The following is a 14,733-nucleotide window of genomic DNA, read 5'->3' on the forward strand; positions in this document are numbered from 1 at the left end:
TGCCCAGGTGCGTCGGATGCCCTCCCGACGCACCGCCCTTATCAAGAGAGCGGTTCACTCATGTGAACCGCTCTCTCCGTGCTAATGAGCAGATAACATATTATTGCGGCTAAAAAAAGGCGACTCAGAAGAGTCGCCTTTTCTCGAAGAACTTCAAAAGATTAGTTCACGGGCGGAGTGACATTAACGTAGGTCACTTGCGTCGCAGGCCCGCTTCCAAAGTCATGGAAGAGATGCAAGGAATCATCTGACGCGTAGAGTTGCGACTCCCATGTGAAGGTGGTGTCGGCGGCAACTCCGTCGATGTGGTCTACCATGAAGGTAATATCGCCGGCTGAGTTTGCGGAGTAGTCACCTTCCCAAAGCACGTTGGCATCAAGCAGCGTGAACCACTCTTGGTAGGTAAATGTTCCGGACGAGGTGAAGCGCACTTTGACGCTGTCTGAACCAAGCTGCGGGCCGGCGTCCGTCGCCTGCCAGAAGCCCACGAGTCGCTCGCTGTAGGTCGGGGTAGGCGGGTTATTGTTGTCTTCATCGTCGTCATTCGAACATCCGACGGCAACGGCGATAACAACGGACAGACCCAGCGTAAGCAGGATGCGGCTAAGTTTCTTATTCATATATGTTGTCTCCTTATTGACGTGTTAAAACAAGGCAATCAGCCTACATCTTGGCGAGTTCTTCAGCGGCCTTCTTCGCGGCGGCCGTATTCTTGTACTCTGCCTTGGCCACAAACTCTTGCAAGGCTTTCTTCTTGAGGGCAGGATTCTTGAGATTCATGATGCGCTTGAATTCGCTTTCGGCGGCAGTCTCGGCCATCCCAGCGGTCTCGCCCTTCGCCTTTTCGACCTGCTTCTTGGTGTCACTGATCTTCTTACCCATTGAATCAGCGGCCATGGCAAGCGAATCATTGAGCATTTCCTGCTGCTTCAATTTTGCCTGCAGAGCCGCAGGAGACTCAGGATAGCGTGCAATCACTTCGTCATACTTGCCTTCGGCAAGAAGTGCTTCGGCCAACTTGTTCTTGGCTTCGCGTGCCAAGCGGTGGTCGGGGTACATTTCGATGATCGAATTGTACTTGCCTTCATTAAACATCTTCTCCAGCAGCTTGTCGGTCGCCTGTTGAACAATGGCCGCAAGTTCGGGCTTGTCTTTAAACTTGGCGATCAATTGTTCGTACTGACCGGCATCCATCATTGACTGAGCTTCCTTCATCGGCGACGAGCATCCAACCAAGAATGCCATCACGGCGCCGGCCAGAAGCAGGGTAATCCATCCACGCTTCATATTCACCTCCGGGTGTTTGTATATAATAAACAAATGTTTAGGGTTAGCTATTGGCGTGGGCTATTCCCACCTGCTAACAATTTATAGCATTTTCTCACTAAAGTCAAGCCTTATCAAAGGGTTGAGTCCTCATGAATCGTGCCATCCTGCACTCTTAACACTCTCTGCATTGAGCGTGCGAGTTCCAAATTGTGTGTGGCAACGATCAACGTTGTACTGAGATCACGCGTTAAGGACAACAGAAGCTCTTGAACAGCATGTGCCGCTTCGCCATCGAGATTGCCAGTCGGCTCATCCGCAATGACTAACGCAGGTGAGTTGATGAGCGCGCGTGCGACAGCCACACGCTGGCATTCGCCGCCTGACAGCTCGCCGGGCCGATGATGCAGGCGATGGCCAAGTCCGACGAGAGTCAGAAGCTCTGTGGCGCGTGCCGAAGCACTATCGGCCGACTGACCGGCGAGTTGTGCAGGCATCAGCACATTTTCGAGCGCAGTGAACTCGGGCAACAGATGATGAGCCTGAAAAACGAAACCGACCTTGCGGCTTCGCAGTCCGGCGAGGCCATCGCTTGAAAGTTCAGAGAATGCCTGACCGTCCAGAGAAATTTCACCGGAAGTCGCACGATCGAGCGCACCGAGCAGATGGAGCAGCGTGCTCTTCCCCACTCCGCTGGGTCCGACCACGGCAATTTGTTCGCCGCGCTCGATTGACAGAGTCACGTCGTGCAATACCGGAACGATGACGGCACCGAGAGAATACGATTTAGAGAGACGTTGTGTGGACAGCAAACTCATGCGGACTTTCTCGCCACTCCGGCGTAGATGTACCCTTCGCTGCGCGGTATTCCTTGGGCAAAGAAGTTTTCGAGATGAACGATTTCGAGTCCTGAACTCTTGATGTATCCAGCGATCTGCCGATCAATCGTGCAGCCGTCGAAGAGATATCTTGTAACACGACTGATCCGGCGTTGCCACTTCTGTAATTCCGGATCGGGCGAGAGTCCGTGTTCGAAGAACACAAACTCTCCACCGGGTTTCAAGACTCGCACGACTTCCGAAAGAGCGCGGTCAATCTGTCGAATACTGCACAACGTCCAAGTCGAAACAACGCAGTCGAACTCTTGGTCATCGAACGACAGCGATTCGGCCCTCATGTCAAGAAGTGTGACCGGAAGTACCGACTCGTGAATGGCCTTGACGGCTATTCTGCGCAACCCGGGATTGGGTTCAATTCCAACGACGGATTTCACGTCGCTCGAGTAGTGCGGCAGATTCAACCCCGAACCGAAGCCGATTTCAAGAACACTTCCATGCGCACGTTCCACCGACTTTGCTCGATAGCGCTCGTGCCGATTGGCACGCATGGCCCGATGGCAGAGGCGGGGCCATAGGGAGTCGCGCCAAAACCCCATAACTACTCGAATTTGATTTCGATTGCTTTCGGTTCCGTCCCGATCTCGAACATCATGTCTTCCCACTTCGGCGGACCGAAGGTCTGTGCCTTTGCGCCGTTGGAGGCTGCACCCTTTTCTCGCGGCGGACCGTACCAATGGCGATCCATCTTCATGTTGGAGTTCTTATCGTGGTAAACCGTCACGGCATACTGCCCCGGCGCCAGGTTTTCCGCAGTCCACGTTGCGCCGCCATTCACGATCGGAACACTGTAACGGCCGAGAGGTTTCTTATCTTTCCAAGCGTCGGCACCGGGCCACACGGAAACCACGAATTGCCCTTTATCCGACTCCAGTCCGGAAATGTTGACGGTGAGTGTCGCTCCGTCTTGTGCGTACAGGCTCGTCACCAGAATCAAGCACAGCATTCCTATTCGCATGCTTTATCCTTTCAAGAGATGGTTTACTTTGTTTTGAAAGCGGGTTCGAATGTCCTCGACGCGTTTTCGGTTGACTCCAAGATCACCTCTCCCCAAACGGGAGGCAGAGCGAATCTCTATGCGCCCCGAAGTGTCATCGAGCCAGAATTCCGTGTCATCGCGAAATCCCCAGACCAACGAACGAAACTCCACATGCACATAGTCAACACGACTGACGAGCACATTAGCACGGGGAAGCTCGTTGATACACTCGAGGAGAATCTGATAGGCGACTCTGCGGTCCATACCGATGAAGGCAATCGGTTCAATCTTGTGCAAGTCATCAGTTGCCTGGGATGACACACAGTTCGGAGTATCCGGGCATGGCTGCAGTCGGCCGTAAAAGACACCGAGTTTGGGCGGCATCGGACTCATGGCCTTGATCGACAGCCGCACGCCGATGAACAGGACAATCACAAGGACGGTAAAAAGGAGCGAGATGGTCAGTCCTTGCTTGGTAAGCTTCATAAGTTGACTTGGTTCAAATTGCAATCCAAGGCAAATCTATGATTTTCGGAAGCATCCCCTGCGAACGTTGTTTGGAGAGATAAGAGCAATTTGACAACCTCTCTTACTGTCCCACTACGCGCTTGGCTCCCGAATCATGGTCAGAAGCATTTTCAGCGGTGTTAGGGCTTTGACCGCATGCGGGATGTTTGCAGGCATTACTACGAATTCACCCGCAGAGGCCCGAACAGGCATGCCGCCGATCAACAGTTCGACCTCTCCGTCCAAAACATGGACCATTGCATCAAAAGGTGCAGAGTGCTCAGAAAGTTCTTGACCCTTGTCAAAAGCGAATAGGGTGATTGTGCCTGTGGTTTTTTTGACCAAAGTCCGGCTGACAACAGCCTCTGTGTTGACCTGAATGGAATTTGCAAGACTCACTTTCTCTGTCATAGTAGCGCCTTCTGATGCCGAAAACGGTGTGTTTTGCCTAAAGATAACAACTTGCTGACTGTGGAGCAAGCGGCTCTGACCCCGAAGGGGCAAATGGTACCAAAGTTGCGAAAAATCTACGGAAACAACCCCGAGGTGCTGAAATGAACCGCTCAGGATGGCAATTACTGCTTTTCACACTCATTGCTGTGGCAGGGACGATGTTGACAACCACCTTTCACCAGACGGCACAACAGGCTCAAACGAAGAGCAAGAGTCGAGCTCACAGCGAGGCCGAGAGCGGCATGGGAATCTACGATGCTCAAACAGCATCGTTGACGCCAGCAGTCCAGCGGGCGTTGAACGTAAGCCTTGAAACCCAGCGACGGTCAATTCATTCGCGTTACCTGATCGACGGCCTGACCAAGCAAGATGACGCGGATTTGGCCTGCGAGGTGGCTGAAGGGCGTGCGCAGGTTGCAGTCAGCGATCGTGTGCAGGACCACAGATAGCTGATTAGCATAATCACACTTGAGACGGGTAGCCTAATCGGCTGCCTGTTGCTTCGTTCAGACTTTCACTATCAACGGAAGGGAACTGTTTCCAAAGACGGGAACTTACGTACCCAATAGTTTTGCCAATTCAGCAATGGCTCTTCCTTCCCAAACCGCAGCCTGTTCCACTTGCCTCGCAGCCTGTTCTCGACGGCCCATGTCTCTCCAATGATGAACATGCGCGTCAGGTCCCCTCAGTGCTTTTCCAGACTCTTCTCTTTCGTAGACGCGGCCAAGGTGCTTTTGGAAGTCGCGCCAAGCAATAGCTGACTGACCGTAGTTGGAACTTGCCTTCGCCAGGACTTGCCGTGGTTTTCCGCCAAATCGAGGCGCGACGCGGTCCAGAAACTGTTGCATATGAAATCGCCCGGTAGACTGATAGTGCAGCAACGGACCCATCCAGGACGGCGCACCGGATTTGGTGAAGTCCACCTCGCGATTGCGAAGGTCTTCGGCGAAGGCGTGGTATGCCGTAAGACCTACCTCGACGTCATGAATAGACTCATGCCTCCAATTCGCGATTGCGCGGCGAACGATTTGCGGCAGTAGCTCCAACCAGTCCGGAGTCGTGGATTCCACGTAGTTCACACGCAACAGACTGTTGCTTTCATCGAGGTCGAGCTTCCATTCATGGCGGTCGCAGTCTTCACGAGTCAGCTCTTGATCGGGCAGCCGGTGTTGGAGCCGCAGAATGCTGTATGTCGGTTCAAACTTGGTTCTGACGGTACCGAATAGCAAAAGTGGATGACGAAAGCGCGCGAGACATATCGCTCCTGTCTCCAGCCAGTCACCTGCAATCTCGAATGCCTTAATCGCGGAAGATGGGGTCACTTCCGTCCATGTGATTCCAAGCGCACGTGACAAGGCCTGCAAAGGCTGGATGACGGAAGTTTCAGCAGCCCGAGCTGCCTCTCGATGATAAACAAACTGCAATGCCTGACCGCTCAGAACCTCCGTATCCCCCCAAGACAGCCTCACTCCATGCTGCTCAAGCAACACCCAGAGTCCAAACACGTACCCCGGCTCGTCTTCACCACAGAGTTGCCTAAGAACCTGTATCTGACCCGGGTAATTCTTGACGTAACTTATAGATTTTGTGCGGCTTGGCATAACTACACGATACGAAACCTGTGATTGAGACTCAAGTAGGCTAAGATTTGCACGGGGAGGCACAAGCTCGAGAAGCCCGTGAGGATATCGCAAATGAATGAGAATAATATGGCTGGCCTGCTTGCCCTCCGGCGAGATCGTTTGTAAATTGTAGGTTACGGTGTCGAAAAAAACCTCTTGACTGGAGTACTTGGAAATGCAACGTTGGTTATACTGGGGTCTCTTAAGTTTGCTGATTGCCATGACTGCGCAGGCCGCGCCGAACGTCGTGCCGGGGCAGGCGTTGGTCCGTTTTACTGAACCGACTTCCCTTGAAAATGCGAAACAACAGTTCAATCCGAATGAGTTTGAGATTGATCGCGTGCTTGTACAGAAGTTGGATATATACTTGGTGAAGTTTGACGAAAAGCTCGAGGTCGAGCTTGCTGTCGAAATGCTTCGCGGCTATCCTCAGGTCTTGTGGGCGCAAGCTGATCACGTTTTGGAGCAACGTGCCGTCCCAAATGATCCGCAGTTCGGGAGCCAGTGGGATATGAGTCAAGCTTCAGATGCGGACATCGATGCGCCGGAAGCGTGGGATATCACAACCGGCGGAACGGACATCCTGGGCAACCAGATTGTCGTGGCTGTCGTAGATGGCGGCTGCCTGACAACACATGCAGACCTGGCCACGAACATCTGGCAGAATCTGGCAGAAGTGAATGGTGTGAACGGCGTGGATGACGACGGCAACGGCTACGTCGATGACAAGTATGGCTGGGATGCCTTTGCCAACGATGGAACTATTCCCACAGACAATCACGGCACACACGTATCCGGGACGGTCGGAGCCAAAGGGAATAACGGTTCCATGGTTACCGGCGTCAACTGGAATGTCAAAATCATGCAGGTCGCAGCCGCCAGCAGTACGACGTCAATCATTTCGATAGGCTACGGCTACGTGCTGAATCAGAAGACGTTGTGGCTGAACTCAGGCGGCACACAGGGGGCAAACGTTGTTTCGACAAATTCGAGCTTTGGAGTTGACTTGGCGAACTGTCAGTCCGGCAGCTATCCTGTGTGGAACGATCTGTACAATGCCATGGGGGAGGTCGGGATTCTCTCGGCTGCGGCGACGGCGAATGCCAACTACAATGTGGATGTGCAGGGTGACGTCCCGACGAGCTGCTCGAGTCCGTACATTATCTCGGTAACAAATACGACAAGCACGGATGCAAAGAATTCCGGTGCTGCATACGGGGCAACGACGATTGATCTTGGAGCACCCGGCACGAACATTCTCAGCACAACTTCTAACGGCAGCACTGGCAATCTGACCGGCACGTCGATGGCAACGCCTCACGTCGCGGGCGCGGTCGCGCTCATGCATGCGGCGGCCAGCGCGGGTTTTGCGAACTACTACATGCTTTATCCGGACTCTGCCGCACTGGCACTAAAACAAATGCTGTTAGACGGCACAGATCCGATTGCTGCCTTGCAAGGAATCACGGTGACAGGCGGCCGATTGAATCTGTTCAACGCCTGTCAGGCCATCAGTCAGTTTGTCGGATTAAACCCTCAAGAGCCGTTCATAACGTTGACCGGTGCCACGCAAAGTGACGCGATGACTGGAGACAACGACGGTAATTGGGAGCGTGGAGAAAGTGTGGCGATAGTGGTCACGCTTCTGAATATCGGTGAAGATGCACTGAATGTTACAGCGACTCTTTCGTCAGCCAGTCCGCATGTCACCATTCTTGACGGGCAAGCGTCATTAGGCAACATTCTGAACGGTGGAACAGGCGACAACGGGGCGGATTTCTTCATCGTACAACTTGCCGTGAACGCTCCGCTCGAAGTGCAGATCGAGTTTACGGTAACCGTGGCAGCCGACAGTGGATACACAAGAGAGTTGGCATTCTCGTTGGATGCCGCTCCGAAGGAGCAGTACTACCTTGAGACTTTCGAATCCGGCGCGGCCGGTTGGACACATCAAGCAGTCTCAGGAACGATTGACCAGTGGCATTTGTCGACTGAACAGGCAAACTCTCCTACCACCGCTTGGAAATGCGGAGACACAGGAACCGGTAATTATGCGAACGCGCAGGACGCCGGTTTGGTTTCGCCGCCGCTGCTAATCAGCGCAGAGAGTGAGTTACGTTTTTGGCATTCCATGATCAGCGAACTCTCCGGCTTCTATCCGGACTCTGCATATGACGGAGGAATTGTCGAAATTTCGGTCAATGGTGGGGCATTCACACAGATTGTTCCATCCGGCAACTATCCCAAGACCTATCGCACGACTTCCGGTGGCGGGAGTCCATTTACCGGTCCGCTACCCGGAGTTGCATGCTTTGCCGGAACCATTAACGGAACTGAGTCCGTATTTGATCTCGCGGCCTATGCAGATGAGACCGTGCAGTTCAGATTCAGGTTTTCGAGCGACGCCAGCGGGAATCGCGAGGGATGGTATGTCGATGACATCCGGTTGTTCGGCGCGCCATTGGTTCTTGGCACTCCGGAACCGCCGGATGCTCTTGTGATTCTGAGCGAAGGGAGCGATGTCACTTTGCATTGGGCACCTTCATCCACAATCGGGGTGGTCTATACTATCTATATGAGCACAGATCCTGAAGTGGATCCGATCAACAATACGATTATCGCGCAAACAAGCGATACAACCTTCACGCACGTCGGCATATTGGACTCTGAAGATTTCGTGACCTATCAGGTCGTCGCGACACATCCGTAAACTGGTTGTTTCTCGCAATAATTGTCAAGCCCCGATGTGTGTGCATCGGGGCTTGCCTTTTCACGAGGAGTGTAGTGAAAGAGGTGCTTTAGTATCTTGGGAGTGAAGGGTCAATTTGTTCTGCCCACGCGCGGATACCACCTTCAAGGTTGTAGACCCGTTCAAATCCCGCCGCGCGCAACTGATGCCACGCGCGGGCGCTGCGCACACCGGTGTGACAGGATATAACAATTTCACGCTCTTTAAACGGATAAAGTTCCGCTAATCTGAAGTCCAGTTCCGCCAGTGGAATATGCAAGTCTTCATCCAGTCGAGAAATCGCAAGCTCTTCATTATTGCGCACATCGAGCACCAGCGGTCGCGAGCCGTTTCCCGTCTGACGGCGCGCCTGCAGCTCATGCACCGTCATTTCGCGCACTTGCGTCAGCGCCTGTTCCTCATTGCGCAGTCCGCAGAACTGCACATAGTCAACAGGTTTCGTAATCGTCTGGTGCTTGCCGCACAACGGGCAATCCGGATCGCGCTTGAGTTCGAACTTTCGAAACGACAGGTCAAGAGCATCGAAACGCAGCAGTGATCCTACGAGCGTAGTGCCGATTCCGAGCAGCAGTTTCAGCGCCTCATTTGCTTGAATGGAACCCACTATTCCCGGGAGCACGCCCAAAACTCCGCCTTCCGCGCAGGAAGGGACGAGCCCTACGGGCGGCGGTTCGGGGTAGAGGCACCGGTAGCAGGGACCATCGGCATCGCAGAAGACGGAGATCTGCCCTTCGAACCGGTAGATACTCGCATAGACATTTCGTTTCTTGAGCAAGTAGCTCACGTCATTGACCAGATAACGCGTCGGAAAGTTGTCCGTGCCGTCGAGAAGCAAGTCGTAGGAAGCGGCTATGTCCATTGCGTTTTCCGACGTGAAGAATACGTCGTGCGTTTCGACATTCACATACGGATTCAAATTGCTGATGAACGCCCGCGCGCTTTCAAGTTTGGACACGCCGACGGTACGACGTCCGTGGATGATTTGCCGCTGCAGGTTTGTTTCGTCCACGACGTCCGCATCGACAATTCCAATTCTCCCGACACCTGCAGCGGCAAGATAGGCCAGTAAGGGCGAACCCAAGCCGCCGGCACCCACAACCAGCACGGAGGAACGTTTCAGCTTCAACTGACCGTCCACTCCCACTTCGGGCAAGAGCAGATGGCGGGAATATCGGCGGTACTCTTGAGTCGTCAGTCCATGCCCGTTCGACTGGGAGCCGCCCGCGATGGACGGAACTATTGTCAATTCTGCTCCTTTGACAAGTGCTGTCTCGTGCTTGTCCGGCAAGTGGCGAACATCCTGCTGCCCTAAATAGATGTTGACGAAACTCCGCAGCTTGCCGTCGCCGTCATACAGGTGTTTCTGTAACGCGGGGAATGCCGCGGTCAGGTTTAGCAAGGCTTCATTGACTGTGGCGGCATCCAGCTCTACGGAGGATTGGTCGCCGGTGAAACGGCGCAAGACGGTCGGTATTTGTATTGTGACGTTCATCAGACGGCTACTCGCTTGTGAATGATTACCTTTTCTTCGTGATAGCTCGCGCGGTCGTCGGACAACTGGTAACTGCGCAGTTCCGCAGGCAAGGTATTGCGCACCGAAATAATGACATAGCTGTAATAGGGGAGCGCATGCTCTCGGTCATAGTCGGATGGTATCGCCGGATGATCGGGATGACTGTGATAGAAACCGAGCAGGTTCAGATCGACTTGCAGTGCATGACTCTCGGCATTCTGAAAGTCCTCCGGCGTAATCAAGAACCTGCGTTCCTTGTTGTCTGCGCGGCGGTTGTCGATTGGGTGCACTTCGTGAATCGTGCGCTCACTTCCGACTTCATGTCCGAACAGAAAGCCGCAGCACTCCTCGGGATAGGTGCGGGCCGCATGCTCTTCGATAGCCCTCCATTGCCGGTCGTGAAGATGGAGAATCCTGCGGCTGCTCATGCCTTGCCCTCCCAAAGAGGTGTGGACAGGTATTTCTCAGCACCGTCCGGGAAGATTGTTACGACAATGCCTGAGTCCAGTGTAGCTGCAAGTTGCAAGGCTGCGGCACATGCCGCTCCGCTCGAAGTGCCGACCAGCAGCCCTTCTTCGGCGGCCAATCGCCTGCAGCACGTATACGCATCTTCGGTCGTGACTTCGAGTTCGATATCGGCAAGCGAGCCATCGTAGATTTCGGGGATATGCACGGAGGGGAGGTGCTTCAGTCCCTCCAGTCCATGTAATGGAGAGTCAGGTTGGAAGCTTGCGATCGTTACACGAGGGTTGCGTGCCTTCAGGTAGCGGCTGACTCCGGTGAACGTACCGGTGGTCCCCAGTCCAGACACAAAGTGCGTGATACTCCCATCGGTCTGCCGCCAGATTTCGGGGCCGGTCGAAGTGAGGTGTGCATTGACATTGGCCGGGTTCGCGTATTGATTCAGGTAACAATACTGTTCGGGGTAGCGTTGCGAGAGTTCACGCGCGACGACCTGCGCGCCGTCCGTTGATAGCAGCGGATCCGTGAAGATCAACTCGGCTCCATACGCGAGCAGCATTTGCTTTCGCTCGCGACTTGCGTTATCCGGCAGGCATAACGTCACCCCGATGCCCAGCGCTGCTCCGAGCATTGCCAGCGCGATTCCCGTGTTGCCACTGGTCGCTTCCAGAATGCGGGTTCGTTCGCTGATTCGACCGTCGCGCATTGCCGCAGACAGCATCGCCCAAGCGGCGCGGTCTTTGACTGATCCTCCCGGGTTCTTCCACTCCGCCTTCGCAAAAACTCGCACAGCTGGAGAAAGCCTCTCGGTCAGCGTTGTCAATTCTATCAGTGGAGTGTTTCCAATCAAGTGCACAAGCGGCGGGACACCGTGCTTTTGTCGCGCCGCGTGCGGCGCGAAAGTCATACTTGTCGCGGGGATGCTCATCGTTTTGTCGTTTAGGCAGATTGCTTGTTTAGTGTTTGTTGACTTGAGGCCGATACAGGATTCCTGTCACAACAAAAAACCCCTGCGCATCTGCGAAGGGGTTTTGCGATTCAGATTCGAATTTCCGCGGGTCAGTCACGGGCATAAGAAACTACACCACCTTCGCACATAGAGGGGCTGTGACAACAACACAGACAGGTGGCCAGTTTTTGGGTACGCATAAATACAAGATAACACCGCAGAGGGGGCGAAGTCAAGGCTGCACCGCGAGATTCTCAAATTTGCATTCCAGCCTCACACAATTCTAACAGAAGTTTAACTCATTATATGAGTAATGCATGAGATACTTCTCATCCAGAGACAGAAACTTCCTGAAAACAAGCAATTCCAGAGTTTGAGAAAGTGAGTAAATTGTGATAATTTGTGGTCATCAACTCTCTCTGACCCCTGCCACAACGCCTCCTCATAGAATGTTGCGACTTACCCTCTTAACTCTTGTTTTTCTTGTGCCTCTGCTGGCCACAGCCGAGGATGAATTGCCCGCATGGCTTACAAAAACAAAGCTTTCCGGAGATTTTCGCTATCGCCACGAGGGAATCGACTTCGAAGGGGGTTCGGCAAGGTTCCGAAACCGTATTCGTTACCGCCTCGGTATCGAAACCATAGTAAATGAAAAAGTTAGAGTAGGTGCACGGTTCGCGAGCGGCACAGGCGACCCTCGTTCAACAAATCAGGACCTCGAGGACGGTTTCTCAGCAAAATCAATGAATTTGGATCGGGCATACTTTGAGTTGACACCCTCTGACTCGTGGTGGGTCACTGCAGGCAAGTTCGGAAGCCCATTTGTTTACACCGATTTGCACTGGGATCCGGACGTAAATTTTGAGGGTGGAGCCGCCAAGTGGATAAGTGGCGAAAACGTGAAACTCAGCGTAACCGGCGGTGCTCTATGGTTGGAACCGTACAAAGCGGAACACGGCAGTGGTATCTGGGTAGGACAGGTCTCAGCAGAAGGCAAACACGGATCGCAAGGGACATGGCTTGCAGCGGCGGGCCTTTACTCGTATGTCAATCGTGATATCTTGGCGGACTTGGGGGGATATGGGAACACTATCCTCCCAAACAATTCATTTCGTACAGATTTCGAGATTCTGGACGTTGTGCTTGGAGTAACGATGCCCGTAGGAAAGTCTAAGCTGACTGTAACCGCCAATCCGGTGCTGAACACGGCAACATCCACGGATAATCTGGGCTGGATGGCCATGCTTAAGCTGAAAGGCAAGGTCTGGAAGCGCTCTTCATCCCTAACATATGACTATCGCCTGCTCGAGCCGGATGCGGTTTTTGGTGCGTTCACCGACAGCGATGCGGCTGGCGGAAGAACCGATCAACGCGGACACCGCATTATGGCCGATTGGGAAATTCTGAAAGGTTTCACAGCCGGAGCAACTGCCTGCTTTAACACGCTGTCCGCTTCAGGCGATGGGGCTTGGTATCAGAGGTGGATGGTCGACGGAGTAGTGAAGTTCTGAGTTATGCTCACAGAACTCTAACAATCAATCGCTACTCTAACAATTCACCAAACAATGGAGCAGAACATGTTTACCTTTAGACGCAGTTTCATAGTAACGACAGGCTTAATCCTGCTTTTCGCCGTAGTCGGATGTGGCAAGAAGTCACAGGATGCCGCCTCAAAGACCTCGATAGATATCAAGGGTTCTGACACGATGGTTAACCTGATGTCCGCGATGGCAGAGGGTTACATGAAAACACATCCGGGCAAGCAGGTTGCGGTAACGGGCGGAGGATCAGGAACCGGAATCGCGGCGCTGTTGAACGGCACGACAGATATCTGTGCATCTTCGCGCGAAATGTTGAGCAAAGAAATTGACCTTGCTAAACAGAAGGGTCTTGAACCACGCGAGTTTGTCATCGGGATGGACGGTTTAGCGGTGTTTGTTCACCCAAGTAATCCTGCTGATAGCCTGTCAATAGAGCAAATCAAGCAGATCTTCCAAGGTCAGATTACCGACTGGGCTCAAGTTGGCGGAAAGCCGGGGAGCATTGTTGTTCATTCACGCGAAAGCAATTCAGGCACGTACGTCTATTTCAAAGAGCACGTGCTAGGCAAGGGGGACTTTGCCAACTCGGCCCGTCTGATGACTTCGACGGCTGCGCTGGTGCAGGAGATTTCGACGAATACCGGTGCAATAGGTTACGGCGGAGAAGCGTATGGCCATGACAGCAAGGTAAAGATGCTGCATGTGCGTAAAGACGCCGAGTCTCCGGCAATCTTTCCGACTGAAGAGACCGTCCGTAATAAGGCGTATCCGATTGCCCGACCGCTGTTTCTATATACCAATGGCGAACCAAGCGGAGTGTTGCAGGAGTTCATCGAATTCTGTAACGGTCCGAGTGGACAGGCGATTGTGCGTGAAGTCGGCTACGTTCCACTGAAAGGATAGCAACCTTGCCCGGACTGCCACGGCAGTATTGGAAAGCGCGGGCCATCCGCTACTTCTTCCAGATTTGTGCGGCGACATCTATTCTGATTGTCGTGCTCGTGTTCCTATTTCTCGGACGCGAGAGTCTGCCGTTCATCAGCAAATTCGGGATTGACGAACTCTTCAATCCGGTCTGGCAGCCCGTGTCCTTTGAAGATGAACAATTCGGGATTCTTCCACTCATCACAGGATCGCTGCTCGTCACATTCCTGGCGACGTTGTTTGCAGTTCCGTTTGGAGTTATTGCCGCAATCTATATCGCCGAGATGGCTTCCTCCGTGGAACGTGAAATCTGGAAACCTGTGATTGAGATGCTCGCGGGTATTCCGTCCGTCGTTCTCGGATTCTTCGGGCTGGTCGTCGTGGCACCGCTGGTCAAAGATGTCTTAGGTTTGGACTCCGGCCTGAATGCATTAACCGGCGCACTGCTCTTGGCCCTGATGGCGATTCCCACGATAATTACCATCTCAGAAGATGCGATACGCAACGTCCCGCAGTCTTACAAGGAAGCCTCCTATTCACTCGGCGCATCCAAACTTCAGACTATCTGGAAGGTGACCGTGCCCGCCGCGCTTTCGGGAATCGTCGCGGCAGTCATGCTGGGAATCGGACGGGTCGTTGGCGAGACGATGGCGGTTATGATGGTTACCGGCAATGCTGCGATTCTCACACTCAGCCCGACACAGTCCGTGCGCACCATGACGGCGACGGTGGCGGCAGAAATGGGCGAGGTGCCGTTCGGGAGCGACCACTATCACGCGCTGTTCGTAATCGGTGTCGTGCTGTTGCTGATGACGTTTTCGCTGAATATGATCGCTCAGCGCGTGCTTAAGAAATACCGGATCGGCTGATCA

16 protein-coding genes are annotated in these 14,733 nt (G+C 53.6%); 5 read left to right on the forward strand and 11 right to left on the reverse strand.

What is annotated here, in order from left to right; translation table 11 throughout:
• Positions 1-161: 161 nt before the first annotated feature.
• The 7 genes from KJZ99_04840 to KJZ99_04870 all read right to left on the reverse strand — a co-directional run bounded on the left by KJZ99_04840 (position 162) and on the right by KJZ99_04870 (position 4,059).
• Positions 162-620: a hypothetical protein gene (locus KJZ99_04840; GenBank protein ID MCL4305218.1), complete on the reverse strand. Its 459-nt coding sequence runs from the start codon at positions 618-620 to the stop codon at positions 162-164.
• A 43-nt stretch (positions 621-663) separates the two neighbouring features.
• Entirely contained in the window at positions 664-1,287 is a 624-nt protein-coding gene (locus KJZ99_04845) for a hypothetical protein (protein ID MCL4305219.1), read from the reverse strand.
• 113 nt (positions 1,288-1,400) lie between these two features.
• Positions 1,401-2,084 (reverse strand): ABC transporter ATP-binding protein, encoded by a 684-nt coding sequence (locus KJZ99_04850; GenBank protein MCL4305220.1) that lies wholly within the window; start codon positions 2,082-2,084, stop codon positions 1,401-1,403.
• Positions 2,081-2,701, reverse strand: coding sequence for a methyltransferase domain-containing protein (locus KJZ99_04855; protein MCL4305221.1), 621 nt, complete (start codon positions 2,699-2,701; stop codon positions 2,081-2,083). Before KJZ99_04855 ends, KJZ99_04850 begins: the two co-directional genes overlap by 4 nt.
• A gap of 2 nt (positions 2,702-2,703) precedes the next feature.
• Positions 2,704-3,120 carry a DUF2141 domain-containing protein gene (locus KJZ99_04860; protein MCL4305222.1) on the reverse strand — a complete coding sequence of 139 codons (417 nt, stop codon included), beginning with the start codon at positions 3,118-3,120 and terminating at the stop codon, positions 2,704-2,706.
• 3 nt (positions 3,121-3,123) lie between these two features.
• On the reverse strand, positions 3,124-3,534 hold the full coding sequence (locus tag KJZ99_04865) for a DUF1499 domain-containing protein (GenBank protein ID MCL4305223.1): 411 nt from the start codon (positions 3,532-3,534) through the stop codon (positions 3,124-3,126).
• A gap of 207 nt (positions 3,535-3,741) precedes the next feature.
• Positions 3,742-4,059 carry a cupin domain-containing protein gene (locus KJZ99_04870; GenBank protein ID MCL4305224.1) on the reverse strand — a complete coding sequence of 106 codons (318 nt, stop codon included), beginning with the start codon at positions 4,057-4,059 and terminating at the stop codon, positions 3,742-3,744.
• 143 nt (positions 4,060-4,202) lie between these two features.
• Here KJZ99_04870 and KJZ99_04875 point away from each other — a divergent pair, with 143 nt between their 5' ends.
• A complete protein-coding gene (locus tag KJZ99_04875) occupies positions 4,203-4,550 on the forward strand; it encodes a hypothetical protein (protein ID MCL4305225.1) in 348 nt (115 codons plus the stop codon).
• Positions 4,551-4,655: 105 nt separating this feature from the next.
• Here the strand turns inward: KJZ99_04875 and KJZ99_04880 are convergent, their stop codons facing one another.
• On the reverse strand, positions 4,656-5,606 hold the full coding sequence (locus KJZ99_04880; GenBank protein ID MCL4305226.1) for a hypothetical protein: 951 nt from the start codon (positions 5,604-5,606) through the stop codon (positions 4,656-4,658).
• A gap of 292 nt (positions 5,607-5,898) precedes the next feature.
• On the opposite strand from KJZ99_04880, the gene KJZ99_04885 reads away from it, so the two are divergent.
• Positions 5,899-8,433, forward strand: a complete 2,535-nt coding sequence (locus KJZ99_04885) for a S8 family serine peptidase (GenBank protein ID MCL4305227.1) — start codon at positions 5,899-5,901, stop codon at positions 8,431-8,433.
• Between the two features lie 88 nt (positions 8,434-8,521).
• Here the strand turns inward: KJZ99_04885 and moeB are convergent, their stop codons facing one another.
• From moeB to KJZ99_04900, 3 genes are read right to left on the reverse strand one after another with little or no spacing between them, the layout of a single operon-like run.
• Positions 8,522-9,964 (reverse strand): molybdopterin-synthase adenylyltransferase MoeB, encoded by a 1,443-nt coding sequence (gene moeB / locus KJZ99_04890; GenBank protein MCL4305228.1) that lies wholly within the window; start codon positions 9,962-9,964, stop codon positions 8,522-8,524.
• Complete coding sequence (locus tag KJZ99_04895; GenBank protein MCL4305229.1) at positions 9,964-10,413, reverse strand: M67 family metallopeptidase; 450 nt, start codon at positions 10,411-10,413, stop codon at positions 9,964-9,966. Before KJZ99_04895 ends, moeB begins: the two co-directional genes overlap by 1 nt.
• On the reverse strand, positions 10,410-11,354 hold the full coding sequence (locus tag KJZ99_04900) for a pyridoxal-phosphate dependent enzyme (protein ID MCL4305230.1): 945 nt from the start codon (positions 11,352-11,354) through the stop codon (positions 10,410-10,412). Before KJZ99_04900 ends, KJZ99_04895 begins: the two co-directional genes overlap by 4 nt.
• 557 nt (positions 11,355-11,911) lie before the next feature.
• On the opposite strand from KJZ99_04900, the gene KJZ99_04905 reads away from it, so the two are divergent.
• From KJZ99_04905 to pstC, 3 genes are all read left to right on the forward strand, one after another.
• Positions 11,912-12,907, forward strand: coding sequence for a putative porin (locus KJZ99_04905; GenBank protein MCL4305231.1), 996 nt, complete (start codon positions 11,912-11,914; stop codon positions 12,905-12,907).
• Positions 12,908-12,973: 66 nt separating this feature from the next.
• Positions 12,974-13,840 carry a phosphate ABC transporter substrate-binding protein gene (locus tag KJZ99_04910; GenBank protein MCL4305232.1) on the forward strand — a complete coding sequence of 289 codons (867 nt, stop codon included), beginning with the start codon at positions 12,974-12,976 and terminating at the stop codon, positions 13,838-13,840.
• Positions 13,841-13,854: 14 nt separating this feature from the next.
• Entirely contained in the window at positions 13,855-14,730 is an 876-nt protein-coding gene (pstC, locus tag KJZ99_04915; protein MCL4305233.1) for a phosphate ABC transporter permease subunit PstC, read from the forward strand.
• Positions 14,731-14,733 lie beyond the last annotated feature (3 nt).

This window comes from bacterium (assembly GCA_023382385.1).
GTDB lineage: Bacteria > Electryoneota > RPQS01 > RPQS01 > RPQS01 > JABWCQ01.

Coding starts and splice junctions, on each gene's coding strand:
- KJZ99_04840 (MCL4305218.1), bottom strand. CDS start 620: ATGAATAAGAAACTTAGCCGCATCCTGCTTACGCTGGGTCTGTCCGTT.
- KJZ99_04845 (MCL4305219.1), bottom strand. CDS start 1,287: ATGAAGCGTGGATGGATTACCCTGCTTCTGGCCGGCGCCGTGATGGCA.
- KJZ99_04850 (MCL4305220.1), bottom strand. CDS start 2,084: ATGAGTTTGCTGTCCACACAACGTCTCTCTAAATCGTATTCTCTCGGT.
- KJZ99_04855 (MCL4305221.1), bottom strand. CDS start 2,701: ATGGGGTTTTGGCGCGACTCCCTATGGCCCCGCCTCTGCCATCGGGCC.
- KJZ99_04860 (MCL4305222.1), bottom strand. CDS start 3,120: ATGCGAATAGGAATGCTGTGCTTGATTCTGGTGACGAGCCTGTACGCA.
- KJZ99_04865 (MCL4305223.1), bottom strand. CDS start 3,534: ATGAGTCCGATGCCGCCCAAACTCGGTGTCTTTTACGGCCGACTGCAG.
- KJZ99_04870 (MCL4305224.1), bottom strand. CDS start 4,059: ATGACAGAGAAAGTGAGTCTTGCAAATTCCATTCAGGTCAACACAGAG.
- KJZ99_04875 (MCL4305225.1), top strand. CDS start 4,203: ATGAACCGCTCAGGATGGCAATTACTGCTTTTCACACTCATTGCTGTG.
- KJZ99_04885 (MCL4305227.1), top strand. CDS start 5,899: ATGCAACGTTGGTTATACTGGGGTCTCTTAAGTTTGCTGATTGCCATG.
- moeB (MCL4305228.1), bottom strand. CDS start 9,964: ATGAACGTCACAATACAAATACCGACCGTCTTGCGCCGTTTCACCGGC.
- KJZ99_04895 (MCL4305229.1), bottom strand. CDS start 10,413: ATGAGCAGCCGCAGGATTCTCCATCTTCACGACCGGCAATGGAGGGCT.
- KJZ99_04900 (MCL4305230.1), bottom strand. CDS start 11,354: ATGACTTTCGCGCCGCACGCGGCGCGACAAAAGCACGGTGTCCCGCCG.
- KJZ99_04910 (MCL4305232.1), top strand. CDS start 12,974: ATGTTTACCTTTAGACGCAGTTTCATAGTAACGACAGGCTTAATCCTG.